Source organism: Alloyangia pacifica (genome assembly GCF_900116195.1).
Classification (GTDB): Bacteria; Pseudomonadota; Alphaproteobacteria; order Rhodobacterales; family Rhodobacteraceae; genus Salipiger; species Salipiger pacificus.
In genome coordinates, this window is record NZ_FOZW01000003.1 from 342,142 (window position 1) to 364,867 (window position 22,726).

The 22,726-nt window shown below is 69.3% G+C and carries 20 protein-coding genes; 9 read left to right on the forward strand and 11 right to left on the reverse strand.

Features of this window, described 5'->3' with window-relative positions; all coding sequences use genetic code 11:
* Positions 1-177 precede the first annotated feature (177 nt).
* Positions 178-1,800 (forward strand): MFS transporter, encoded by a 1,623-nt coding sequence (locus BM397_RS08870; RefSeq protein WP_092423036.1) that lies wholly within the window; start codon positions 178-180, stop codon positions 1,798-1,800.
* A 6-nt stretch (positions 1,801-1,806) separates the two neighbouring features.
* Here BM397_RS08870 and BM397_RS08875 read toward each other — a convergent pair whose 3' ends face one another.
* The gene (locus tag BM397_RS08875; RefSeq protein ID WP_245696025.1) at positions 1,807-3,426 is read right to left on the reverse strand and encodes a mechanosensitive ion channel family protein; all 1,620 of its coding nucleotides are present in this window, start codon (positions 3,424-3,426) and stop codon (positions 1,807-1,809) included.
* A gap of 241 nt (positions 3,427-3,667) precedes the next feature.
* Positions 3,668-4,321, reverse strand: coding sequence for a peroxiredoxin (locus tag BM397_RS08880; RefSeq protein ID WP_092423038.1), 654 nt, complete (start codon positions 4,319-4,321; stop codon positions 3,668-3,670).
* 170 nt (positions 4,322-4,491) lie between these two features.
* Between BM397_RS08880 and BM397_RS08885 the strand changes: the two genes are divergently transcribed.
* Complete coding sequence (locus BM397_RS08885; protein ID WP_092423040.1) at positions 4,492-5,931, forward strand: aldehyde dehydrogenase family protein; 1,440 nt, start codon at positions 4,492-4,494, stop codon at positions 5,929-5,931.
* Between the two features lie 113 nt (positions 5,932-6,044).
* Here the strand turns inward: BM397_RS08885 and lpxK are convergent, their stop codons facing one another.
* The 7 genes from lpxK to rbfA all read right to left on the reverse strand — a co-directional run bounded on the left by lpxK (position 6,045) and on the right by rbfA (position 12,085).
* Complete coding sequence (lpxK, locus tag BM397_RS08890; RefSeq protein WP_092423042.1) at positions 6,045-7,031, reverse strand: tetraacyldisaccharide 4'-kinase; 987 nt, start codon at positions 7,029-7,031, stop codon at positions 6,045-6,047.
* Positions 7,031-8,239, reverse strand: a complete 1,209-nt coding sequence (locus BM397_RS08895) for a 3-deoxy-D-manno-octulosonic acid transferase (RefSeq protein ID WP_092423044.1) — start codon at positions 8,237-8,239, stop codon at positions 7,031-7,033. The genes lpxK and BM397_RS08895 overlap by 1 nt, the downstream gene beginning before the upstream one ends.
* Before the next feature lie 5 nt (positions 8,240-8,244).
* Positions 8,245-8,487, reverse strand: a complete 243-nt coding sequence (locus tag BM397_RS08900) for a DUF4170 domain-containing protein (RefSeq protein ID WP_092423046.1) — start codon at positions 8,485-8,487, stop codon at positions 8,245-8,247.
* 120 nt (positions 8,488-8,607) lie between these two features.
* A complete protein-coding gene (locus tag BM397_RS08905; RefSeq protein WP_092423049.1) occupies positions 8,608-9,414 on the reverse strand; it encodes an inositol monophosphatase family protein in 807 nt (268 codons plus the stop codon).
* The gene (locus BM397_RS08910) at positions 9,401-10,774 is read right to left on the reverse strand and encodes a TldD/PmbA family protein (RefSeq protein ID WP_092423051.1); all 1,374 of its coding nucleotides are present in this window, start codon (positions 10,772-10,774) and stop codon (positions 9,401-9,403) included. The genes BM397_RS08905 and BM397_RS08910 overlap by 14 nt, the downstream gene beginning before the upstream one ends.
* Before the next feature lie 130 nt (positions 10,775-10,904).
* Positions 10,905-11,666, reverse strand: coding sequence for a phosphodiester glycosidase family protein (locus BM397_RS08915; protein ID WP_425425925.1), 762 nt, complete (start codon positions 11,664-11,666; stop codon positions 10,905-10,907).
* A complete protein-coding gene (gene rbfA, locus BM397_RS08920) occupies positions 11,663-12,085 on the reverse strand; it encodes a 30S ribosome-binding factor RbfA (protein WP_092423053.1) in 423 nt (140 codons plus the stop codon). Before rbfA ends, BM397_RS08915 begins: the two co-directional genes overlap by 4 nt.
* 156 nt (positions 12,086-12,241) lie before the next feature.
* Here rbfA and dapB point away from each other — a divergent pair, with 156 nt between their 5' ends.
* From dapB to BM397_RS08935, 3 genes are all read left to right on the forward strand, one after another.
* A complete protein-coding gene (dapB, locus tag BM397_RS08925; protein ID WP_092423055.1) occupies positions 12,242-13,057 on the forward strand; it encodes a 4-hydroxy-tetrahydrodipicolinate reductase in 816 nt (271 codons plus the stop codon).
* Between the two features lie 38 nt (positions 13,058-13,095).
* The gene (locus tag BM397_RS08930; RefSeq protein WP_218124858.1) at positions 13,096-13,920 is read left to right on the forward strand and encodes an AraC family transcriptional regulator; all 825 of its coding nucleotides are present in this window, start codon (positions 13,096-13,098) and stop codon (positions 13,918-13,920) included.
* 78 nt (positions 13,921-13,998) lie between these two features.
* The gene (locus BM397_RS08935; protein WP_092423057.1) at positions 13,999-14,895 is read left to right on the forward strand and encodes a DMT family transporter; all 897 of its coding nucleotides are present in this window, start codon (positions 13,999-14,001) and stop codon (positions 14,893-14,895) included.
* Positions 14,896-14,958: 63 nt separating this feature from the next.
* Here BM397_RS08935 and BM397_RS08940 read toward each other — a convergent pair whose 3' ends face one another.
* On the reverse strand, positions 14,959-15,174 hold the full coding sequence (locus tag BM397_RS08940; protein ID WP_092423059.1) for a DUF1674 domain-containing protein: 216 nt from the start codon (positions 15,172-15,174) through the stop codon (positions 14,959-14,961).
* A 100-nt stretch (positions 15,175-15,274) separates the two neighbouring features.
* On the opposite strand from BM397_RS08940, the gene BM397_RS08945 reads away from it, so the two are divergent.
* The 4 genes from BM397_RS08945 (at position 15,275) to purH (ending at position 20,619) form a co-directional block, all read left to right on the forward strand.
* Positions 15,275-16,573, forward strand: a complete 1,299-nt coding sequence (locus BM397_RS08945; RefSeq protein WP_092423061.1) for an RsmB/NOP family class I SAM-dependent RNA methyltransferase — start codon at positions 15,275-15,277, stop codon at positions 16,571-16,573.
* Between the two features lie 7 nt (positions 16,574-16,580).
* Positions 16,581-17,084 (forward strand): GNAT family N-acetyltransferase, encoded by a 504-nt coding sequence (locus BM397_RS08950; RefSeq protein WP_092423063.1) that lies wholly within the window; start codon positions 16,581-16,583, stop codon positions 17,082-17,084.
* Between the two features lie 177 nt (positions 17,085-17,261).
* A complete protein-coding gene (locus BM397_RS08955) occupies positions 17,262-19,010 on the forward strand; it encodes a heparinase II/III family protein (protein ID WP_092423064.1) in 1,749 nt (582 codons plus the stop codon).
* Positions 19,011-19,029: 19 nt separating this feature from the next.
* A complete protein-coding gene (gene purH / locus BM397_RS08960) occupies positions 19,030-20,619 on the forward strand; it encodes a bifunctional phosphoribosylaminoimidazolecarboxamide formyltransferase/IMP cyclohydrolase (protein WP_092423066.1) in 1,590 nt (529 codons plus the stop codon).
* A gap of 73 nt (positions 20,620-20,692) precedes the next feature.
* Here purH and BM397_RS08965 read toward each other — a convergent pair whose 3' ends face one another.
* Positions 20,693-22,687 carry a pyrroloquinoline quinone-dependent dehydrogenase gene (locus tag BM397_RS08965; protein WP_245696026.1) on the reverse strand — a complete coding sequence of 665 codons (1,995 nt, stop codon included), beginning with the start codon at positions 22,685-22,687 and terminating at the stop codon, positions 20,693-20,695.
* Between the last annotated feature and the right edge of the window lie 39 nt (positions 22,688-22,726).

Below are 22,726 nucleotides of genomic sequence, written 5' to 3' on the forward strand. Positions count from 1 at the left end.
TCACCGCAGTCTGGCGGTCCGGCTCAAGGTGTGGTGCGCGGCACCCTCGGCAAATACATGCGCCCGGCATCTATTTTTCCGCCGCCCCCTTGGCGACACTGCAAAAACCCGCTCTACCTTGGCGGCAGGCCCGTATACCTGTCGCTCCCCCGGGCCGGCGACCAGCCCTCGAGCCGCATGCCCACCAAATCCGCGTCACCCCTCACCGTCCTGCGCATTCCCGCCTTCAGGGCGCGCTGGACCGCCTCCATGGCCTCTAACCTCGGCACTCTGGTGCAATCGGTCGGCGCGGGCTGGATGATGACGCAGATCTCCGACAGCGACGCCATGGTGGCGCTGGTGCAGGCCGGGGTGACGGTGCCGACCATGCTCTTCGCGGTCTTTGCCGGAACCCTCGCGGACAATTTCGACCGCCGGCGGGTGATGATCGGGGCGCAGCTGTTCATGATGGCCTCGGCCTCGCTGCTCTGCGCGCTGGCCTGGTTCGACCTGCTGACGCCCTGGCTACTGCTGGTGCTCACCTTCCTGATCGGCACCGGCTCGACCTTCTTCAACCCGTCCTGGCAGGCCTCGCTTGGGGATATCGTGCCGCGTACCGACCTGCCCTCGGCGGTGACACTCAACTCCATGGCGTTCAACGCCATGCGCTCGATTGGCCCGGCGATCGGCGGCATCATCGTCGCCATTGCCGGGGCGGCCGCCGCTTTTGCGCTCAACGCGGTCAGCTATCTGCCGATGATCGCCGTGCTCTGGCGCTGGAAGTCGCCGCCGCCCGACAGCACCCTGCCGCCCGAGCCGATGCGGCTCGCGGTCGGCTCGGGCCTGCGCTATGTCGCCATGTCGCCGAACCTGATGAACGTCATGGCTCGGGCCTTCCTCTTCGGTTTCGGCTCGGTGGCGGTGCTGTCGCTGCTGCCGCTGATCGCCCACGAGCGGCTTGGGGGCGACGCCTCGACCTTCGGCATCATGCTGGGCTGCTTCGGGGTCGGGGCGGTGATCGGCGCGCTCAACAACGCGCGGCTGCGCGACCACTTCGACAACGAGCACCTCGTGCGCTTCGCCGCCGCCGCAGCGATGGTCGGCACGGCGATCTTGGCGGTGGCGCCGACCCTCTGGGCCTGTCTTCCGGCGCTGCTGCTCAACGGCATGGCCTGGACCGTGGCGCTCTCGCTGCTCAATGTCACGGTGCAGCTCTCGACCCCGCGCTGGGTGGTCGGCCGGGCCATCGCGCTCTACCAGTCGGCAAGTTTCGGCGGCATGGCGGCGGGCAGTTGGGTCTGGGGCTCGGTGTCCGACGGCTGGGGGCTCTTCGCGGCACTTGCGGGCGCGGCGGGCTTGCTGGCGGTGGCGGCGCTGGTCGGCCTGAAGATGCCGCTGCCCGAGTTCAGCGATCTCGACCTCTCACCGCTGGACCGCTTCAAGGAACCCGCGCTGCAACTCGATCTGAAGCTGCGCAGCGGCCCAATCGTGGCCGTCACGCAGTTCGAGATCGACCCGGACGACGTGCCCGAGTTCCTCGCGATCATGGCCGAGCGGCGGCGGGTGCGCATCCGCGACGGCGCCCAGAACTGGGTGCTGATGCGCGACCTCGAGGATCCGCGCATCTGGGAGGAGACCTACCACGTCCCCACTTGGGTCGAATACATTCGCCACAACACACGCCGCACCAAGGCCGACGGCGGCACCTTCGAGCGGTTGATGGCGCTGCACCGGGGCGAGGAGCGCCCGCACACCCGCCGGATGATCGAGCGCCAGTCGATTCCCCGCCGCCGGGGCGGGGTCTACGACTTCAACCTCTGAGCCGGGCTAGGTGTTGTCCGAGTCCTCTTCGTGGCCTTCGTCGCCGCGGCGGAACGAAGTCACCCGGTCCTCGCGCGCGTAATAGGGCTCGCCTTCGGCGGGATCGTGAGTTTCTGGTTTGGTCCTGGCTGGCGCCCCGCTGCGCTCCCCGTTGCCGGGATCGCCGAAGGGCAGGGCGGCGGGGGCGGCCATGTGCACGTGCATGTCCGCCTGCGGGAAGGGAATCGAGATGCCCTCTCGGTCGAAGGCCTCCTTCACTTGCCGCGTGAGGTCCCAGTAGACCGTCCAGTAATCGTCGACCTTGGTCCAGGGGCGGCAGATGAAGTCCACCGAGCTCGCCCCCAGCGCGTTGACCCGGACCACCGGGGCCGGATCGTCGAGGATCAGCGGGTGCTCGGCCACCACCTTCTCGAGCACCTCCTGCGCCTGTTCGATCGAGTCGCCGTAGCCGATGCCGAAGGTCAGATCGACCCGGCGGGTGTCGCTCGCGGTGACATTGGTAATGACGTCGCCCCAGACCTTGGAGTTCGGGATGACGATCACCTGGTTGTCGGGGGTGACCACCGTGGTCGAGACGATGGACACCGATTGCACGGTGCCGCCGGTGCCCGCCACGGTGACGTAATCGCCCTCGTCGAAGGGCCGGTTGATCATGATCATCAGCCCGGCCGCCAAGTTGCCCAGCGTGTCCTGCATGGCAAAGGCAATGATGAACGATGCCCCGCCGACCAGCGCGAAGAGCGGGGTGACGTCGATCCCCAGCGCGCTCAGCACGATCATCAGCCCGAAGGCGATGGTCAGCCAGTATATCACCATGACGATGAAGGCCTGCAGCAGCTTCGACAGATCCGGCACCCGCGACAGGCCGCGCCGCGCCACGCCGCGCACCGCGCGCGCGATGATCAGCAGCGCCAACAGCGAGCCGACGATCACCGCGATGCGCAACGCCAGCTTGATCCCGCCGTCCTCGTCCGTCGCCCAGTTCGCGCCCTGCGCCAGCAGCGTGCGCCAGTCGGCCCGCTGCGTCTCGTCGACGTGGATCGCGGCCCGGTAGGCGCGGAATTGAGCGACCTCGGCGGCATCGCCGCCCTTGGCCTCCAGCCCGTCGACCACGGTCGAAAGGTTCTCGAAGGCATTGTTCCGCAGCTCGACCAGCTGCGTGAGCCGTTCGCGCGGAACCTCGGTTTCGCCGGCGGTCTCCTTTGCCAGCACCGCGAGCTGTTCCTCGACCACCGCCTTGGTCATGCCCTTGGCCATGTTCTGCCAGGCCTGCGCGAGCTGGCTCATCTCCGCCGCGGTCAGCGGCAGCGAGCGGATGGCCAGCTCTTCGGAGGCGATGCCCGGATCGGTCAGTGCGGCGATCAGCGCCGCATCGCTCTCGGCAGGCAGCGGCGCGTCGGAGGCGCCCTTGGCGCCGATCACGTCCTGATTGGAGATGACCGCCTCGCGGCCGCGTTCCTCGGCGCTCTCGATGGCCTCCTCGGCGGGGGTCGGCGGGCTCTCGGCCTCACTGCTTTCGGCGGGCGCAGGGGGTTCGGCGGTTTCTTGCGCGACGAGATCGGTGGCGGCGGAAACCATCAGCAAGAGGAGCAATACACGAAGAAGCGGCAAGAGTGCGCGCGGCATGGAGGCCTCGTTTAAAAATGGATTTTCAATGGACTAAAGGTATTCGGAAGTCTGAGGCCCGAGTTTAGCAGGTCCTTCGCGGGAAGGGGACCACCCTGACGCGAGCAAGGCGCGGCGCACGCACGCGCGAGGGTTATGCGCGGTCCGCGCAAAACCCTATGCGCAAAACGAAGCCACCCGCCGGGGGCCGGCGGGTGGCTGAAGGTCGAACGTGGCGGCGCTCACTGCGCCGCGGGCCGGATCACTCCGGGTTCTTGGCGAAGCGCAGGTAGGGCAGCTTGATGTCCAACTCGCCGTATTTCTCGGCAGCCTGCTCGTTGTTCAGCGACAGGGCGACGATCACGTCCTGGCCGGTCTGCCAGTTGGCCGGGGTGGCCAGCGGCTGTTCGTAGGTGCGCTGCAGACCGTCGAGGGCGCGCAGCACCTCGGCGAAGTTGCGGCCCACCGACATCGGGTAGGTCATCATCAGCTGCACCTTCTTGTTCGGCGCAATGATGAAGACCGAGCGCACGGTTGCGCTGTCCGCCGGGGTGCGGCCGTCGGGCAGGTAGGCGTCTGCGGGCAGCATGTCGAGCGCCTTGGCGACCTCGAGCCCGTCATCGGCGATGATCGGGAAGCCCGCTTCGGAACCGGCCACCGCCTCGATGTCGCCTTTCCACTTCTTGTGCTCTTCGACGCCATCGACCGAGATGCCCATCACCTTGGTGCCGCGCTTGGCCCACTCGTCGGCAAGCTGCGCGACCGCGCCGAACTCGGTGGTGCAGACCGGGGTGAAATCCTTCGGGTGCGAGAAGAGGATCGCCCAGCTGTCGCCGATCCAGTCGTGCAGGTCGTATTCGCCCTGGTCGGTGACCACATGGAGGTTCGGGAGGGTGTCGTTGATGCGCAGAGCCATGGGAATAGTCCTTTCCTGTCCGAGGGATCGGCTTGGGGTCTCGCGGAATAGATACGAGCGCGACTCGCGATGTAAAGAGGCCGCTTGCGGAGATCGCGGGGCAGTGACACTGTGCCGCCAGTGAGAATTTGATCAAATTCCGACTCAAAGACAGACGAACGGAGACCATCATGATCGAAAAGCGCCAGTTCTACATCGACGGCCAATGGGTTGATCCGGCGACGCCGCACGATCACGCGGTGATCAACCCCGCCACCGAAGAGCCCTGCGCGGTCATCTCGCTGGGCGATCAGGCCGACACCGATGCCGCCGTCGCCGCCGCCAAGGCCGCGCTGCCGGGCTGGATGGCAACGCCCGTGGCGGAGCGCATCGGCTACGTCGAGAAGCTGCTCGAGGTCTACAAGGCCCGCGCCGAGGAGATGGCCCAGGCGATGACCCTCGAGATGGGCGCACCGATCTCGCTGTCGCGCTCCGACCAGGTCGGGGCTGGCACCTTCCACCTCACCAATTTCATCCGCGCGGCCAAGGAATTTCCCTTCGAGCATTCCCTGCGTGAGGATCTCCCGGCGCATCGGATCATCCACGAGGCGGTGGGCGTCGCGGCGCTGATCACCCCGTGGAACTGGCCGATGAACCAGGTGACGCTGAAGGTCGGCGCCGCCGCCGTGGCGGGCTGCACTATGGTGCTGAAACCCTCAGAGGAAAGCCCGCTCGATGCCATCCTCTTTGCCGAGATGATGCATGAGGCGGGCTTCCCCAAGGGCGTCTTCAACCTCGTCAACGGGGACGGCGCGGGCGTCGGCACGCAGCTGTCGTCGCACGTCGACGTGGACATGGTCAGCTTCACCGGCTCGACCCGCGCCGGCCGGGCGATCTCCAAGGCTGCCGCCGACACGCTCAAGCGCGTGCATCTCGAACTGGGCGGCAAGGGCGCGAACCTCGTCTTCGCCGATGCCGACCCCGAGGCGGTGACGCGCGGCGTGCTGCACATGATGGAAAACTCCGGGCAGAGCTGCAACGCGCCGTCGCGCATGATGGTCGAGGCGCCCTTCTACGACACGGCGGTCGAGCAGGCGGCACAGGCGGCAGCGGCGGTGAAGGTCGCCGACCCGCAGCAGGAAGGCGATCACATCGGCCCGGTGGTCAACGCCGTGCAATGGGGCAAGATCCAGGACCTCATCCAGAAGGGCATCGACGAGGGCGCACGGCTGGTGGCCGGTGGCCTCGGTCGCCCCGAGGGGCTGAACAAGGGCTTCTACGTGCGCCCCACGGTCTTCGCCGACGTCACCCCCGAGATGACCATCGCCCGCGAGGAGATCTTCGGCCCGGTGCTCTCTGTGATGAAGTTCGACACCGAAGAAGAGGCGGTGCGCGTTGCCAATGACACGCCCTACGGCCTTACCAACTACGTGCAGAGCACGGATGCGGCACGGGTCAACCGTCTGACCCGGCAGCTGCGCTCGGGCATGGTTCAGAACAATGGCACCGGCCGCGCCGCCGGCGCGCCGTTCGGCGGCATGAAGCAATCGGGCAATGGCCGCGAGGGCGGCAGCTTCGGCATCCTGGACTTCCTCGAGGTGAAATCGGTCAGCGGCTGGGCCGCCGAGTAAGCCTTTCATCTTTCTAAAAATACTCGCAGCGCGGCGCCCTCCACGGGCGCCGCGCTTGTCGTTTCAGCAAGGCGCCTCCGGCGGGAGTATTTGAGGAAAGATGAAAGGCCCTCTCAGAGCCCGAGCTTCTCCAGCGCAACGTCCAGCGGTGCGGGGTCTTTGAAGCGCAGGCGCACCGGCAGGCTCAGCACCTTGGGGCGGAAGCTCTCTGGCAGGCGGGCGGCGTCCTTCTCGGTGGTCACCAGCTGCGCGCCCAGCATCTGCGCCTCGCGCTCCAGCCGGGTCAGCAGCGCGGCGGTGAAGGGCTGGTGATCGTCCAGCGCCTCGGCGCGGAGGATATTGGCCCCGAGCCCCTTGAGCGTGGCGAAGAATTTCTCGGGGTGGCCGATGCCGGCGAAGGCCAGCGTCGGGAGATCCTGCCAGTCCATGCCGGTCTGCAGCGGCTCCAGCGCGCCGCGCAGGCGCGGCAGGGAGATTTGTGCGTCCCATTGCGCGTCGAAGTCGCGCTGCGCCGCGTCGTCGCCGATCGACAGGACGAGATCGGCGCGCTTCAGCCCCGCTGTCACGGGCTCGCGCAGGGGACCTGCGGGCAGGCAGCGGCCATTGCCGAAGCCGTAGCGCGCATCGGCCACGACGATCGAGAGATCCTTGGCCAGCGACGGGTTTTGCAGCCCGTCGTCGAGAATGATCACCCTGGCCCCGGCGGCGATGGCGGCGTGGGCCCCGGCGGCGCGGTCACGGGACACCCAGACCGGGCCGAAGGCGGCGAGCAGCAGCGGCTCATCACCGACATCGGCCGCCGTGTGGGTGCGTGGGTCGACCTGCAGCGGGCCGGTCAGCCTGCCGCCGTGCCCGCGCGAGACGACATGCGCCCCGGCCTCGCGCAGCCGTTCCAGCAGCGCGATCACCGTGGGGGTCTTGCCGGTGCCCCCGGCGTTGATGTTGCCGACGCAGATCACCGGAACCGGGGCAGTCTCGCCCGGACCCGAGGCGACGCGGCGCGCCGTGGCGCGGGCCGTGAGCGCGCCGAGCGGCGCCAGCAGGCGGGCCTGCCAGGCCGGAGCGTCGGGGGCGGTTTGCCAGAATCCCAGTGCGCGCATCAGGCGATCTCCGCCTCGTCGAGCCAGCCGCAGGCCAGCGCGATCATCTCGTCGGTCAGCTCGGCGCCCTGGGTGATCACGTCCCAGCCGGCATGGGCCATGGCAGCGGCGCGGTCGGGCGCGACGAGCTGGCTGAGCGCGCCCGCCAGAGAGTCGAAATCACGCACGATCCGTGCCGCCCCGGCCTCGGCCAGCCGCGAGTAGGCGGGCAGGTGGCGCCCGACGTTGGGACCGTAGAGCAGCGCGATGCCATGGGCGGCGGCTTCCATGGGGTCCTCGCCTCCGTGGCCGTTGACCAGCGAACCGCCAAGGAAGGCGACCGGTGCAAGCCGGTACCAGAGGCCGAGCTCGGAGGCATCCTCGGTGACCAGCACCTGCGTGTTCTCGTCGGGCATCTCGCCGGCCTCCCAGGCGGAAAGACGCATACCGGAGGTGCGCGCCACCTCGGCCACATCGGGAGCGAGCTCATGGGTTGCGGGCACCAGGATCAGCATCAGCCTGTGGGCGAGCCGCACGGCGCGCCTGTGGGCGTGCAGCACCTCCTCGGCCTCCTGCGCGCTGCGCAGCTTGGCGGCGAGCCAGATCGGGCGCCCTGTGAGCACCCCGGCCATCTCTTCGTAGAGGGCATCGCTGCAGTCGAGCGGGGGGGCGCTGTCAGTCAGCGGTCCGAGGGTTGGCATCACGCTGTCCTCTACGCCGGCCCGGCGCAGGCGCCGCCGCGCGGGCTCGTCCACCGGGCAGATCCGGTCGAAGAACTGCAGGGTGGCGGCCGAGGGATCGGGCACCCAGCTTGGGGCGGGGCTCGTCCAGGGGACGTCCCGGCTGTCGAGAAGAACCAGCCGCGTGCCGGCCTCATGCAGCTTTTGCAGCAAGGCGGGGCGCAGCTCCTGCCCGGTCCAGAAGCCAAGCTGCGGACGCCAGTGCTCGGCGAAGGCGGCGACCTCGGACGGGCTTTCGCCCGGCAGTTCCGCGCGCAACGCCCCCTCGGGCAGGTGGTCTGCCTCGCCGGTGACCAGCAGCGACAGTTCCGGGCGCTGGATCTTCATCCGCGTGGCCAGCGCGCAGAGCGCGCGTGCCGAGCCGGGGCCGCCCGCGTGCAGCCACAGCAAAGGACCCGCGGGCCGGGCGGAGGGCGCCGGGGCCGGCACCGCTCCGCGACTGCGCGCATAGGCCATATAGGCCGAAAGCGAGAACGGCCTGCGCGCCATCGGTGTCAGCCGAGCTCTTCGGTCGGCGAGACCTCGACTTCTTCGTCCCGCAGGCGGTGGATATGGGCGATGAAGTAGCGCGTGTGGGCGTTGTCCACGGTGCGCTGGGCTTCGGCCTTCCAGGCGTCGTAGGCGGAGGCGTAGTCGGGGAACATGCCGACGATGTGGATGTCGTTCACGTCCTTGAAGACAGACTTCTCGGGGGTGACAAGCTCGCCGCCGAAGACGAGATGGAGACGTTGAGGCATGGGGGGTCCTTTCCCGTACAGACGCGGGCAACCTACTTTCTGCACCCGCAGCGTCAAGATTCTACCGCGGGTCAGCGTTACCTCGCCGGATCACCTATTCGAGAACCGCCGCGGGCGATGTCACGGGGCAAGCGTCAGCCGGCCCATGATGTCGCCGTGCAGCGCCGGGTTGGCGGCCACCACCCCCGGATGCTGCGGATGCCGGGCATTGAACCGCAGCGGGCGGCCCAGCCGGTCGGTCACCTGTGCCCCGGCCTCCTGCAGCAGCAGCGTTCCGGCGGCGATGTCCCATTCCCAGGTCGGTCGGAAGGTCAGCATGGCGTCGAAGCGCCCCTCGGCCACCAGCCCCAGCCGGTAGGCCAGCGACGGCCGGTGCGCCCGGCGGATCGGCGGCAGCGGCACGCGCCAGTAGGGGCTGTCCATGACCGGGCGCGGGGCGAGCACCTCGGCCTCTTCGAGCCTGCCGGTGGCGGTGGCGCGGATCGGCAGGCCGTTCAGCACCGCGCCCTGACCCAGCGCGGCGCTGTAGAGGAGGTCGCGTTTCGGCAGGTAGACCGCGGCGGCGGTCACCACGCCGTTCTCGGCCACGGCCAGCGAATGCGCCCAGGTGTCCTCGCCCGCGATGAAGGATCGCGTGCCGTCGATCGGGTCGATGATGAACACCTTCTCGGCGGCGCGCCGGGCGTCGCTGTCGACGCTTTCCTCGGAGAGCCAGCCATAGTCCGGCTGCGCGCCGCGCAGCAGCTCCTCGAGCCGTGCGTTCACCGCGAGGTCGGCGGCGGTCACCGGGCTGCCGTCGGCGGCCTTGTAGCGCACGTCGAGCGCGTCGCCGGCAAAGCCGAGCGCCACTTGGCCCGCCTCGCGGGCCGCGCGCTCGAGCAGCGCGCGGTCGGCGGCGTGGCCGGCCTCGGGGTCATTCGCCGGCAAGCGTCAGCCCCTCGACCAGCAGCGAGGGCACCACGCGCGACAGCCACGGCCGGGCGTCGTTCGAGGGCACCATGGAGCGCAGCATCTGCCGCAGGTTGCCGGCGATGGTGACGCCGGAGACCGGGTAGGCGATCTCGCCGTTTTCGACCCACCAGCCGGCGGCGCCGCGCGAGTAGTCGCCGGTGTTGGGGTTGATCGTGGCGCCGATCATCGAGGTGACGATCAGCCCGCGGCCCATCTCGGCAATCAGCTGCTGGGGGGATTTGTCGCCCTGCGTCAGCTCGAGGTTCCAGACCGTCGGCGATGGGCCGGAGGAGGTTCCGCGCGCGGCGTTGCCGGTTGGCGCCATGCCGAGCTTGCGGGCATTGGCGAGATCGAGCGTCCAGCCCTTCAGCACACCACCCTCGACCAGCGCGCGGCGGCGGGTCGGCAGGCCCTCGGCGTCGAAGGGACGCGAGCCGGAGATGCGCGGGCGGTGCGGATCCTCGATCAGCGAGATGCCGTCGGGCAGCACCGGTTCGCCGAGCGCGTCGCGCAGCCACGACCCGCCGCGGGCCACCGCGCCGCCGTTGGCGGCGGCCACCAGGTGGCCGATCAGCGACGAGGCGATGCGTTCGTCGAAGAGCACCGGGTAGGCGCCGGTCTTGGGCTTGCGCGGGTTCAGCCGGTCGAGCGCCCGCGTCGCGGCGCGGTGGCCGATCTCGGCGGGGCTGCGCAGGTCCGACTGGAAGGTGCGGCTGTCGCCGTCATAGTCGCGCTCCATCCCCAGCCCGGTGCCGGCGATGGCAACGCAGGAGGTCGAGCGGGCGGTACGGGCATAGCCGCCGGCAAAGCCGTTGCTGGCGGCAAGGAACACCCGCTGCGCATCGTAGGAGGCCGAGGCCGATTGCACCTGCGTGACACCCTCGACGGCCAGCGCCGCGGCTTCCGCCTCCAGCGCATCGCGCTGCAGCGCATCCGGGGCGGGATCGGCCGCGGGATCGGCCAGCTCCAGCGCCTCCAGATCCCAGTCCGTGGCCAGCTGCGACGGATCGGCGAGCCCGGCATAGGGATCTTCGGGCGCCTCGCGGGCCATGGCCACGGCGCGTTCGGCCATGGCGGTCAGCGTCGCGGGTTTCACGTCCGAGGTCGAGACCACGGCACTGCGCTGGCCGATCAGCACCCGCAGGCCGATGTCGGTGCCCTCGGAGCGTTCCGCCTGTTCCAGCGCGCCGGCGCGCACATCGATGCTGAGCGAGGTGCCGTCGATCGCGATGGCATCCGCCGAGTCGGCGCCAGCCTTGCGCGCGGCCTCGAGCAGCTGCGCGGTCAGGCTCTGCAGGTCCTTCGCCGCCGGGTGGTTGCGCTCTGTGCCGTCCATGTCGCCTCCGGTATTGTTCTGACTGATTGGGTAGGCCGCGGGGCGCGGCAAGGCAAGCGTCCGGGCCCGGATTGGCACGTCACCTTGGCACGGCGACGGGCGGAGGCGGATCACGCCCCGCCCGCGCGGCTCACTCGGCGGGCACCACCACGCCGATGATCGGACCCAGCGTGCGGCCGATGTCGGTCCGGCCGATCTGCGGCGCGAAGAGCCGCGAGACATTGCCGTCGAAGAACAGCGCGTTGGGCATCTTCAGCCCGTCGCGGAACAGCGTGCCGAATTCGTAGAAGCTCACCGGCTCCTCCGAGATGGCAAAGACCAGCGTCTTGCCGTCGTCCGAGGTGCCGACCCCGTTGCGGATGTAGCGCGAGGTGCTGTCGGGCAGGAAGCGCGGGTGCAACTCGCCGTCGATCACCAGCATCGGCCCCGATTGCGTGGCAAAGCGGCAGTCGGGCTTGCGGGTGAGGAAATCGCGGGTCTCGTAGACCTGCGCCTCGCCCGTGCCGATGCAGAGCACGCCATTGGGGAGCATCCCGAAGTTGCCCGGACCGGGGCTGGAGATGACGCGCATCTCCTCCTGCCCGTTCTCGACGTAGTGGCCGACCGGAGCGCGGTCCTCGTGGTACATGCCCGCGTTCATCGCGAAGGCCAGCGTTTCGCCCTTTTGCCGCAGCGCCGCGTCGAGGGTCGAGAAATGCCCCCAGACGGTGCCGTCGGGCGCGCGCAGGAAGGTGCGCAGGTCCTCTTCGGCGCTGACGGTACAGAGCGTGTAGCGCCGGCCCTCGTGGCTGGCGCCCTCGCAGCTCACAGCCGCGGCCTGGGACGGGGTCAGGGACGGCACGAGCGCCGCCGCCGCAAGTGTCAGCGCGGCAAGGGCGGCGTGGAAACTCACGCGTCGTCGTCCTCGTCCGCGCCCTGTCCCTCGACGTCTCGGCGCACCGCGTCCTGCGAGAACAGGCGCCGGGTCTCGTCGAGCCGGTCGAAGGTCTGGTCGAGGCGGAAGCGCAGATCCGGCGCGTATTTCAGCGTCAGCTCCTTCGAGACCGCGCGGCGCAGCTCGGACTTGTTGCGCTCGAGCAGCTCGAACATGTTGCCTTCCTGCTTGCCGCCAAGCGGCACGACGTAGGCGGTTGCGACCTTGAGGTCGGGCGAGACCCGGACCTCGCCGACGGTGATCGAGAGCCGGTTCAGCTCGGGGTCGTGCACGTCGCCGCGGTTGAGCACGTCCGCCAGCGTGCGGCGAATGAGTTCGCCGACACGAAGCTGTCTCTGGCTGGGGCCGGAGCCCTCGTGGAATCTGTTCTTTGCCATGGCGCAGACATAGGCGCGTTGCGGGGGTTTGCCAAGAACGCGAACGCATAGCGCCGAGGGCTTCGGGCGGTTCGGGCGGCGCCGTGCCGACATCGCCTTTGCCATCGCGCCGCCGCCGGAGTATGCCCTGCGGGAAGCTAAGGATCGGAGAGCGAAATGTCGGAACTGCCGGGTGTTGTCGTCACGGGCGTGTCGGGACGGATGGGCCAGATGCTGGTGCGCGAGGTGCTGGCCAGCGACAAGCTGAAACTCGTCGGCGCGGTCGAGCGGACCGGCAACGACTGGGTCGGCCGCGATCTCGGCACCTGCATGGGCGGCACCGAGCTCGGGCTCACCGTCAGCGACGACGCGCTGGAGACTTTCGCCAAGGCGCAGGCCGTGCTCGATTTCACCGCCCCGGCGGCCACCGTGCAGTTCGCCGAGCTGGCGGCGCAGGCCCGTGCGGTGCACGTGATCGGCACCACCGGGCTCGAGGAGAGCGATCTCGAGAAGATCCGCGCCGCTGCCCGCCACGCGGTGATCGTGCGCGCCGGCAACATGAGCCTCGGGGTCAACCTGCTGACCAAGCTGACCAAGCAGGTCGCCGCTGCGCTCGACGAGGACTGGGACATCGAGATCGTCGAGATGCACCACAACCGCAAGGTCGATGCCCCCTCGGGCACTGCGCTGATGCTGGGTGAAGCGGCGGCCGAGGGCCGGGGTGTGACGCTCTCGGAAGCCTCTGACCGGGGCCGCGACGGCATCACCGGCGCACGCGAGCGCGGCACCATCGGTTTCGCGGCCCTGCGTGGCGGCGACGTGGTGGGCGAGCACGAGGTGATCTTCGCCGCCGCCGGCGAGCGCATCACCCTCAAGCACATCGCCTCGGATCGGGCGCTCTTTGCCCGTGGCGCGCTGAAGGCTGCCGTCTGGGGGCAGGACAAGGCACCGGGCGAGTATGACATGCTCGACGTTCTGGGCCTCGGGGACTGATTGCGAGGCCGTCCTGCGCCGGGCGGGGTAGACAACCCATGGAGCTGAAGTCCCCTCGGGACGAGGTCTCGATGCGCTCCCGCCCGGAACTCCACGGAATAGAGACGCTCTCGGCGCGCTACCGGACGCAGACCTTCAAACCCCATGCCCATGACGAATATCTCATCGGCGTGATAGACGGCGGCGTGCATTCGGTCTGGTGTCGGGGCGAAATGAACCGGGTGCCGCGCGGCTCGGTGGTCACCATGCGCCCGGGCGACATTCACCACGGCGGCGCCGGCAGCGAGACAGGCTGGCGGCAGCGGATGCTCTACATCCCCGAGGCCGCGATGCGCGCCCTGCTGGAAGATCTCGGCGGCCGCGCTCTGAACGGAACGCTGGATTTCGGCGCGGCCTTTCACGCGCGGCCGGGCCTCGCGCAGAATATCGCCACGCTGCATGAAGTGCTGCATGCGTCGGAGCATCGGCTGGCGCGCGACGTGGCGCTCGAGCGGCTGCTCGGGGCGCTGCTGGGGGAGCTTGCGCCGCAGATCTCCGCCAACCGGAGCCCGGACAGGGGCCGGATCGCCGAGGCAGTCGACTACCTCGGCGATCGCGTCGAGGAGGATGTCTCGCTCGACGATCTCTGCCGTGTCACCGGGCTGCGACGCCGCCAGACCATCGACGCCTTCCGGCGCGCCACGGGCCTGCCGCCGCACGCGTGGCACCTCCAGCAGAAGGTGCTTCTGGTAAAGCGGCTGCTGCGCGCGGGTCTCACCCCGGCCGAGGCGGCGGCGCAGGCGGGATTTGCCGACCAGAGCCACATGGGGCGGCATTTCCGCGCGATCGTCGGCACAACTCCGCGCGCCTACGCCCGCGGCTGACACCGCGTTTTCGTTCTATATCGCGCCGGGTCGGATCGCCTACCGCAGCCTGACCGAAACGGAACGACAGGGGCGAGCATGGCTGCATCGGACAATTTCATCGCACGGCGGACCACGCTCTGGGCGGATCTCGCCGTGCTGGGCGTGGCGCTGGTCTGGGGCGCGAGCTACCCCGTCGCCAAGGGCGCGCTGGTGCATTTGCCGGTGCTCTTGCTGATTTTCTACCGCTTCGCGCTGACGGCGGCGGTGATGGGCACGGTGGCAGGGCGCGAGCTGCGCTCGGCCAGCGGCAGGGATCTCCGGGCGGGCGTCCTGCTGGGCACCATCCTCTGTGCGATCTTCCTGGCCGAGACCCGGGGCGTCGCGCTGACCACGGCGACGAACACCGCCCTGATCATCTCGCTGTGCACGATCTTCACGCCCTTCTTCGAGTTCGGGCTGCAGCGCAGGCTTCCCCCGGCGGGGGTGATCGCGGGCGCTGCGGTCGCGGTGCTCGGCGTCCTCGTGCTGTCGGGCGGCATGACGACGCTCGGGGCCGGAGACCTGCTGGTCCTCGCGGCTGCGGTGCTTCGGGCGGTGATGGTGGTGTCGACCAAGCGCCTGATGGGGGGCAGCCGACTCTCTTCCGCTGCGCTCACCGCCGTTCAGGCGCTCACCGTGGCCGCTCTCACCATGGCGTTGATCCTGGCGCAGTCCGGAGTTGGAGGGCTCCGAGTTCAGGCGGACTTCGGCGGCTGGATGGCGGTGGCCTTCCTGTCGCTCTTCTGCACCGTCGGGGCCTTTTACGTGCAGAACGCGGCGGTGCGGCGTAGCAGCCCCACGCGGGTCGGCTTCCTGATGGGGACCGAGCCGCTTTTCGGTGTCGCGCTGGCGTGGCTGCTCTTGTCGGAGCCTCTCACCCCGGCATCGCTGGTCGGCGCGGCGCTGATCGTCGCGGGCACCTTCCTCGGGCTCGCGTTCGAGCGGCGAAGGTGAGGGGCCGACCGGCACGCTCGCAAGGCGGGAGCCGCCGCGCCTGCGCCTGCCCTGCGGCTGCGCTCAGAAGTCGATCGCGATACCCTTCTTCTCCCAATCGCCGTAGCGGGCGGGGTCGAGCCCGTCGCGGCCGCCATATTCCTTGGCGCGGGGATCCTTGGCCAGCGCGTCTTCGGCGGCCTTGCGGCGCTCGGCGGCTTCGGCCAGCGCGCGCTGCGCGGCCGCAGGAAGCTCGGGCGGCAGGTCGGTGGGCAGATCGGGGCGGGTCTCGTCGCTCATGGCAGTGCCCTCCTCGGGCGCGCTTTCCTTGCGTGGGTCGGCTTGATATAGGCCCGTGGATCATGCGCGGGCAAGACCCGCAGGGTAGCGGAGTGGTCCCATGGCAGGCAAAGGCGCGGAAAAGAGCTCGGACGGGGCGGGGGCTGCGAGCCCGGCACGGGCGGCGGCGGTGGCGCTTCTGGGGCAGGTGCTGGGGCAGGGGCGTCTGCTCAGCGAGGCGATGCAGGGCGGCCCCTTTGCCAAGCTCGACGCGGCGGAGCGAGCGGCGGCGCAGCGACTGGCGACCGGCGTGCTGCGCAACCTCGGGCGCTGCGACCAGATGCTGAAGTCGCGACTGCGAAAGGCGCCGCCGCTTTTCGTGCGCAACGTCCTGCGGCTTGGCACCTTCGAGCTCTGCACCGGCGGCGCGGCGCATGGGGTGGTCAACGACTGCGTCAGCCTGATCTCGGCCGACCGCAAGACCAAGACCATGTCCGGCCTAGTCAACGCCATCCTGCGCCGCCTGTCCGAAGAAGGCCCGGAGCAATGGGCCAAGCTGCGCGCCCCGCGTCTGCCGCGCTGGCTGCGCGAGCCGCTGGCGGCGGCCTGGGGCGGCAAGGCGGTCTCGGCGATGGAGCTCGCCCATGCGGCAGGGGCGCCGCTCGACATCACCGTGGCATCGGATGCCGCGGGCTGGGCCGGGAAACTCGGCGCCGAGCTGTTGCCGACCGGCTCGCTGCGATTGGCGGAGCAGGGTCAGGTCTCGGCTCTGCCGGGCTTTGACGAGGGCGCCTGGTGGGTGCAGGACGCCGCCGCGGCGATGCCTGCCAAACTGCTGGGTGACGTGACGGGGCTGAGCGTTCTGGACATGTGCGCCGCGCCGGGCGGCAAGACCATGCAACTGGCGGCGGCGGGGGCGAAGGTCACCGCGCTCGACCTGTCGGAGGGCCGCATGGCGCGGATCACCGAGAACCTGCTGCGCACCGGGCTGAAGGCCGAGACGGTGGTGGGCGACGCGCTGGAGGCGGAGGGCAGCTATGACGCCATCCTTCTGGACGCGCCCTGTTCCGCCACCGGCACCATCCGCCGTCACCCCGACCTGCCGCACGCCAAGGCGGGGGAGGGAATCTCTGAACTGATCGGCCTGCAGGCGGCGATGATCGACCACGCACTCGGCCTGCTGAAGCCGGGCGGACGGCTGGTCTTCTGCACCTGCTCGCTGCTGCCGGACGAGGGCGAGTGCCAGGTGGACGAGGCGCTGGCGCGGAACGAGGAGCTGACCGTGCTGCCGCTTGAGGCGGGGTGGATCGAGCCGAAGTGGCGCTCGGAGGAGGGCGGGCTCCGGCTGCGTCCCGACTACTGGCCCGAGCGCGGCGGCATGGACGGTTTCTACGTCGCGGTGCTGAAGAAGCCCGAGTGAGGCCGTCATGGACACGCTGATCATCCGCGCCGCCGAAATGCGCGACTGCGAGCAACTCACGGCGATGGCAAACCTTCCGCTTTATCGCCATGGCACGCTGCGCATGCCGTTTCAGACGGTCGAATGGATGCGCAAGCGACTCGAGGCGACCCCGCCGGGACTGACCAACATCTTGGCCGAGCTGGACGGGAAGATCGTCGGCACCGCCAGCCTGCAACGGCTCGACGGGCGGCGGCAGCATGCCGCGACGCTGGGCATGGGCGTGCATGACGACTTCCAGGGGAAGGGCATCGGCACGGCGCTGATGGCGGCGCTTCTTGACGTGGCCGACAACTGGCTGGCGGTCCCGCGCATCGAACTGGTGGTGAACGCCGACAACCTCGCGGCGATCCGGCTCTACGAGAAGGCCGGCTTCGAGCGCGAGGGCCTGTTCCGCGGCTATGCCTTCCGTGCCGGGCAATATGTCGATGCCATCCCGATGGCGCGGATCCGGGCTCCCGGCGCGGCCTGACGGCTCCCGCTTCGCCGGGCCCAGCGGTCTCTTTCCCCGGTTCGCCGTTGCGCACAGGTCGCAAACCGGGCCGCATGGCATCGCGTTTCCGCGATTTACACCGCTTGCCCGGTGACTTGTCCCGCTGCGGGGTCTACCCTTGCCGCAAAAGCCCCGAGGCGGGCAGAAGGGCAGGGCATGGTAGATATGGCGAGCTGGTCGGTCACCGCCACGCAGTTTCTCAACCGCGTGCATTCGCGGCTCGCCGCGCGGGCGGGCAGCGCCACCGCCTTCGTCTCGCAGCCCGAGCCGCGCACCACCGGACAATTCGCCCGCGGCCGCCAGCTTTGTGCCGGAAACCTGATGTTTGCCGGCTACCTCGCCGAGGCGCCGGAAACGATGATCTGGAATATCGAGGTCGACGACAGCGCCTGGCAGGAGGAGATCCATGCCTTCCGCTGGCTCGACGATCTCGCCGCCGTAGGCGACGCCGAGGCGCGCAGGCTGGCGCAGGACTGGCTGATGGGCTGGATCGACCGCTACGGGCGCGGCACCGGGCCGGGCTGGGTGCCCGAGCTGGCCGGAAGACGGCTGATCCGCTGGATCCATCACGCGCTCTTCCTGCTGCGCGGCATGAGCGCCGAGGACTCGGCGCGCTTCTACCGCGCGCTGGCGGCGCAAACGCGGTTCCTTGCAAAGCGGCGTGGTGCGGCCCTGCCCGGGCTGCCGCGGTTCGAGGCGCTGACAGGGCTGATCTACGCGTCCCTTTCGCTTGAGGGTATGCGCGCGCACCTCGACCCGGCCCGGCAGGCGCTGGACGCGGAATGCGCCCGCCAGATCGACGTGGCGGGCGGGTTGCCGACGCGCAACCCCGAGGAATTGCTGGAAGTCTTCACCCTACTCACCTGGGCGCGGGCGGCGCTGGAAGAGGCCGATCTCGAACCCGGGGGGGCACATCTCAACGCCATCACCCGGATTGCGCCGACGCTGCGCGCGCTGCGCCATGCCGACGGCGGCTTGGCGCGGTTCCATGGCGGTGGGCGCGGGGCCGAGGGGCGGCTCGATCAGGCACTGTCGGCCTCCGGAGTGCGCCGCCGCCCGGTCGAGGGGCTGGCCATGGGCTTCGCGCGGCTGGCGGGGGGGCGCAGCACGGCGATCGTTGACGCCGCGCCGCCGCCAACGGGGCGGGCCTCGTCCGATGGTCACGCCTCGACCCTTGCCTTCGAGCTGACCTCGGGGCGCAGGCCGCTCATCGTCAGTTGCGGCTCGGGCGTCGTCTTCGGCGAGGAGTGGCGCCGCGCCGGGCGCGCTACCCCCTCGCATTCGACGCTCTGTCTCGACGGCACATCGAGCGCACAGCTCGGCCCGCGCCGGCGGATCGGCGGCATCGAGCGCGAGCTAATCGCTGAGGGGCCGCAGGACGTGCCGGTGGAATTGGAGCAGAACGCGGCGGGCTGGCGCTTCGAAGCGGCGCATGACGGCTACAAGCGCAGCCACGGGTTGACCCATGCGCGCAGGCTCGAGCTGAGCCTCGACGGTCGGGCGCTGGAAGGCGAGGACATGCTCTTCGCGCTCGAATCCAAGGACCGCAAGGTCTTTGACCGGCGGCTCGACAAGGGTGGGTTGCAAGGGTTCCCCTACGAGATTCGTTTTCACCTGCATCCCGACGTCGATGCCGAGCTCGACATGGCTGGCGCAGCGGTCTCACTGGCGCTGCGGTCGGGCGAAATCTGGGTGTTTCGCTCCGACGCGGGGGCGAAAATGACCTTGGAAGACTCGGTTTACCTGGAAAATGGCCGGCTTCGGCCCCGCGCAACGCAACAGGTCGTTTTATCCGGCCGCGTGATGGAGTATGCGACCCGCATCCGCTGGTCGCTGGCCAAGGCGCAGGACACCGCCATCGCGATCCGAGACCTTGGGCAGGACGAGCCGGATGTGACGCTCTGAACCATCTGGGACTCTCCTCATGCCTGATCTCTCCCCCGTCGCCCGCGCCCTCATTTCCGTTTCGGACAAGACCGGTCTCATCGACCTGGCCAAGGCGCTGAGCGCAAGGGGTGTCGAGCTGCTCTCGACCGGCGGCTCCGCCAAGGCGATCCGCGAGGCGGGCCTCAAGGTGCGCGACGTGTCGGATGTGACCGAGTTCCCCGAGATGATGGACGGCCGCGTCAAGACGCTGCACCCGCGCGTTCACGGCGGCCTGCTGGCGCTGCGCGACAACCCCGCCCACGTCGAGGCGATGAAAGCGCATGGCATCACCGGGATCGACCTGCTGGTGGTGAACCTCTACCCGTTCGAGGAAACCGTCGCCAAGGGCGCCGACTACGACACCTGCATCGAGAACATCGACATCGGCGGCCCGGCGATGATCCGCGCGGCCGCCAAGAACCACGCCTTCGTCAACGTCGTCACCGATGTCGCCGATTACGAGGCGCTGCTGGCCGAGCTTGATGCCAACAACGGCGCGACCACCTATGCGTTCCGCCAGAAGCTGGCGCAGGTCGCCTATGCCCGCACCGGTGCCTATGACGCCGCGGTCTCGACCTGGATGGCCGGCGCGCTGAATGACGATGCCCCGCGCCGCCGGGTGTTCTCGGGCGAGATCGCCCAGACACTGCGCTACGGCGAGAACCCGCACCAGAAGGCGGCCTTCTATCGCGACGGCTCGGACCGTCCGGGCGTGGCGACTGCCGTTCAGCACCAGGGCAAGGAACTCAGCTACAACAACATCAACGACACCGACGCCGCCTTCGAGCTGGTGTCGGAATTCCTGCCCGCCGACGGCCCGGCCTGCGCGATCATCAAGCACGCCAACCCCTGCGGCGTTGCCAAGGGCGCAACCTTGCTGGAAGCCTACCAGAAGGCCTTCGATTGCGACCGCACCTCGGCTTTTGGCGGCATCGTTGCGCTGAACAAGCCGCTGGACGCCGAGACCGCCGAGGCGATCACCGAGATCTTCACCGAGGTGGTGATCGCACCGGGTGCCGATGACGCGGCCAAGGAAATCTTCGCCAAGAAGAAGAACCTGCGCCTGCTGACCACCAATGGCCTCGCCAACACCGCCGAGCCGGGCCTTGCCTACCGGCAGGTGTCGGGCGGCATGCTGGTGCAGGACAAGGACAACGGCCTGATTACGCTGGCGGATCTCAAGGTCGTGACCAAGAAGCAGCCCTCGGACGCGGAACTGCAGGACCTGCTGTTTGCCTGGAAGGTCGCCAAGCACGTGAAGTCCAACGCCATCGTCTACGTCAAGAACGGTGCCACCGTCGGCGTCGGCGCGGGCCAGATGAGCCGCGTGGACTCGGCGCTGATCGCTGCCAAGAAGGCCGAGCGCATGGCCGAGGCGCTTGGCCTCGATACGCCGCTGACCGAAGGCTCGGCGGTCGCGTCCGACGCCTTCTTCCCCTTCCCCGACGGTTTGATGGAAGCGGCGGCAGCCGGCGCGACCACGGTGATCCAGCCGGGCGGCTCGATGCGCGACAACGAGGTGATCGCGGCGGCCGACGAGGCGGGCCTTGCAATGGTCTTCACCGGGATGCGCCACTTCCGCCACTGACCCGGCACCACGATTGATATGAAAGAGGCGGGCCGGGCCCGCCTCTTTCTTGTTGCCCAGAACGGCGCCCGGATCAGTCGGGCAGGCGGTAGGCGATGATCGCGTCACTGGTGCCGGTTTCCATCGCGTGGTGTCCCCCGGCCGAGATCAGCACGTATTGCTTGCCGTCCACCTCGTAGGTGATCGGGTTCGCCTGACCTCCAGCCGGCAGCGCGTCGGTCCAGAGGGTCTCGCCGGTCTCGGTGTCGATGGCGCGAAAGAGGTTGTCCGCGGCCGCACCGATGAAGATCAGCCCCGAGGCGGTGACCACCGCGCCGCCGTTGTTGGGCGTGCCGATCTCGAAGGGCAGGCGCGATGGAATGCCGAAGGGCCCGCTGCGCCGGGCGGTGCCGAGCGGCACGTCCCAGACCGGCTCGCCGCTCTGGAGGTCGATCGCGGTGATCCCGCCGTAGGGGGGCTGGCTACAAGGCAGATCGGTCAGCCCGGAGCGCCAGCCGGCGTTCGTCTTCGCCCCGTAGGGTGCGCCGACTTGCGGCTGCCCCCGGCCGCCACTCCGCGCGTCCGGGGGCCGCATACCCTCGGCGTCGGCCTCCGCGCGCGGCACCAAGCGGTTGAGATTGGGAATGTCGTTGTAATTGGCGATCAGCAGTCCGCGCGTCGGATCCACCGCGACCGAGCCCCAGTCGCTGCCGCCGATGTACCCGGGATATTGGATATAGTTTTCCGTGGAGGGGGGCGTCAGGTAGCCTTCGTAGACCGCCTGACGGAAACGGATGCGGCAGTAGAGCTGGTCGAGGGGGGTGAAACCCCACATGCGCTTCTCGGTCAGCGGCGGCTTGCGCAGCGTGGCCCAGAGCGACACGGGCTGGCTGTCGGCGACGAAACCGGGCTCGATCTCGCCCTGCGGCAGGTCGGTGAGTTCGCCGACGGGGCTCAGCGGCGCGCCGGTTTCGCGGTTGAGGATGAACAGGTCGCCCTGCTTCGACGGCAGCAGCACCGCGGGCTGCCCCATGTAGTCCAGCAAGGTCGGCTGGGAGCCGAGGTCGTAGTCCCAGAGATCACGGCGGACGGTCTGGAAATGCCAGAGCTCCTCGCCCGTCGTTGCGTCCAGCGCGACCAGCGAGGTGGCGTAGGTATTCTCGGCCTCAGAGCGGTTCGAGCCGTAGTAGTCCACCGCGGAATTGCCCAGCGGCAGGTAGACGATGCCGCGCGCCTGGTCGGCGGCGGCGGTGGTCCACATGTTGGGCGTGCCGCGGGTGTAGGTCTTGCCCGCGGGGGGGCCATTTCGCATCTCCTCGGGGGCGGCGAGGTCCCAGGCCCAGGCCAGGGCGCCGGTCACCGCGTCAAAGCCACGCACCACGCCTGACGGCGCGTCCTCGGCCTGGCCGTCCTTGACCTGTGCGCCGGTGACAATCACGCCGCGCACCACGGTCGGCGCGGCGGTGACCGCGTAGAAGGCGGGAATCTTCTCTCCGATCCCCTCCCAGAGGTCGACCTGCCCGCCGCGGCCGAAATCTGTGCAGGGCGCGCCGGTCGCGAAATCGACCGCGATAAGCCGCGCGTCGAGCGTGGTGCCGATGACGCGCATCTTGCAGGCCTCGCCCTCGGCCCGGTCGGGGTCGGCATAGGCGGCGACGCCGCGGCAGGTCGCGCCGTAGGGAATCGCCTCCCGCGGGACCTGGGGATCGTAGCGCCAGTTCTCCTCGCCGCTCGCGGCATCGATGGAGATCAGGATGTTCATCGCGCTGCACAGCACGAGGCTGTCGCCGATCTTCAGCGGTGTGGTTTCGGGGGCGTATTTTCCCGCGGTCTCACCCGGCGGCAAGTCTCCGGTGTGGTAGACGAAGGCACGTTCGAGACCGGCGACGTTGTCCGGGGTGATCTGGCTCAACGGCGAGAAGCGTTGCGACAGGTCGCCACCACCGTAATAGGGCCAGTCTGCGCCGACATTGACCGGCATGGCGGCAGGGCGCACGTCGTCGTCGGCGCTGCCCTCGGCGTGGCCAGGTCCCGCGGGGAGAGTCAGTGGCGCGCAGAGCAGGGCTGGCAGGAGGAGGGCACGGATCATCGGCATATTCCTTAAGCTGCGGCAGAAGACTGGAGACCG

Bases quoted from the DNA above. Each gene is read 5' to 3' on its own strand.
- BM397_RS08870 (WP_092423036.1), top strand. From the start codon at position 178: ATGCCCACCAAATCCGCGTCACCCCTCACCGTCCTGCGCATTCCCGCC.
- BM397_RS08875 (WP_245696025.1), bottom strand. From the start codon at position 3,426: ATGCCGCGCGCACTCTTGCCGCTTCTTCGTGTATTGCTCCTCTTGCTG.
- BM397_RS08880 (WP_092423038.1), bottom strand. From the start codon at position 4,321: ATGGCTCTGCGCATCAACGACACCCTCCCGAACCTCCATGTGGTCACC.
- BM397_RS08885 (WP_092423040.1), top strand. From the start codon at position 4,492: ATGATCGAAAAGCGCCAGTTCTACATCGACGGCCAATGGGTTGATCCG.
- lpxK (WP_092423042.1), bottom strand. From the start codon at position 7,031: ATGCGCGCACTGGGATTCTGGCAAACCGCCCCCGACGCTCCGGCCTGG.
- BM397_RS08895 (WP_092423044.1), bottom strand. From the start codon at position 8,239: ATGGCGCGCAGGCCGTTCTCGCTTTCGGCCTATATGGCCTATGCGCGC.
- BM397_RS08900 (WP_092423046.1), bottom strand. From the start codon at position 8,487: ATGCCTCAACGTCTCCATCTCGTCTTCGGCGGCGAGCTTGTCACCCCC.
- BM397_RS08910 (WP_092423051.1), bottom strand. From the start codon at position 10,774: ATGGACGGCACAGAGCGCAACCACCCGGCGGCGAAGGACCTGCAGAGC.
- rbfA (WP_092423053.1), bottom strand. From the start codon at position 12,085: ATGGCAAAGAACAGATTCCACGAGGGCTCCGGCCCCAGCCAGAGACAG.
- dapB (WP_092423055.1), top strand. From the start codon at position 12,242: ATGTCGGAACTGCCGGGTGTTGTCGTCACGGGCGTGTCGGGACGGATG.
- BM397_RS08930 (WP_218124858.1), top strand. From the start codon at position 13,096: ATGGAGCTGAAGTCCCCTCGGGACGAGGTCTCGATGCGCTCCCGCCCG.
- BM397_RS08935 (WP_092423057.1), top strand. From the start codon at position 13,999: ATGGCTGCATCGGACAATTTCATCGCACGGCGGACCACGCTCTGGGCG.
- BM397_RS08940 (WP_092423059.1), bottom strand. From the start codon at position 15,174: ATGAGCGACGAGACCCGCCCCGATCTGCCCACCGACCTGCCGCCCGAG.
- BM397_RS08945 (WP_092423061.1), top strand. From the start codon at position 15,275: ATGGCAGGCAAAGGCGCGGAAAAGAGCTCGGACGGGGCGGGGGCTGCG.
- BM397_RS08950 (WP_092423063.1), top strand. From the start codon at position 16,581: ATGGACACGCTGATCATCCGCGCCGCCGAAATGCGCGACTGCGAGCAA.
- BM397_RS08955 (WP_092423064.1), top strand. From the start codon at position 17,262: ATGGTAGATATGGCGAGCTGGTCGGTCACCGCCACGCAGTTTCTCAAC.
- purH (WP_092423066.1), top strand. From the start codon at position 19,030: ATGCCTGATCTCTCCCCCGTCGCCCGCGCCCTCATTTCCGTTTCGGAC.
- BM397_RS08965 (WP_245696026.1), bottom strand. From the start codon at position 22,687: ATGATCCGTGCCCTCCTCCTGCCAGCCCTGCTCTGCGCGCCACTGACT.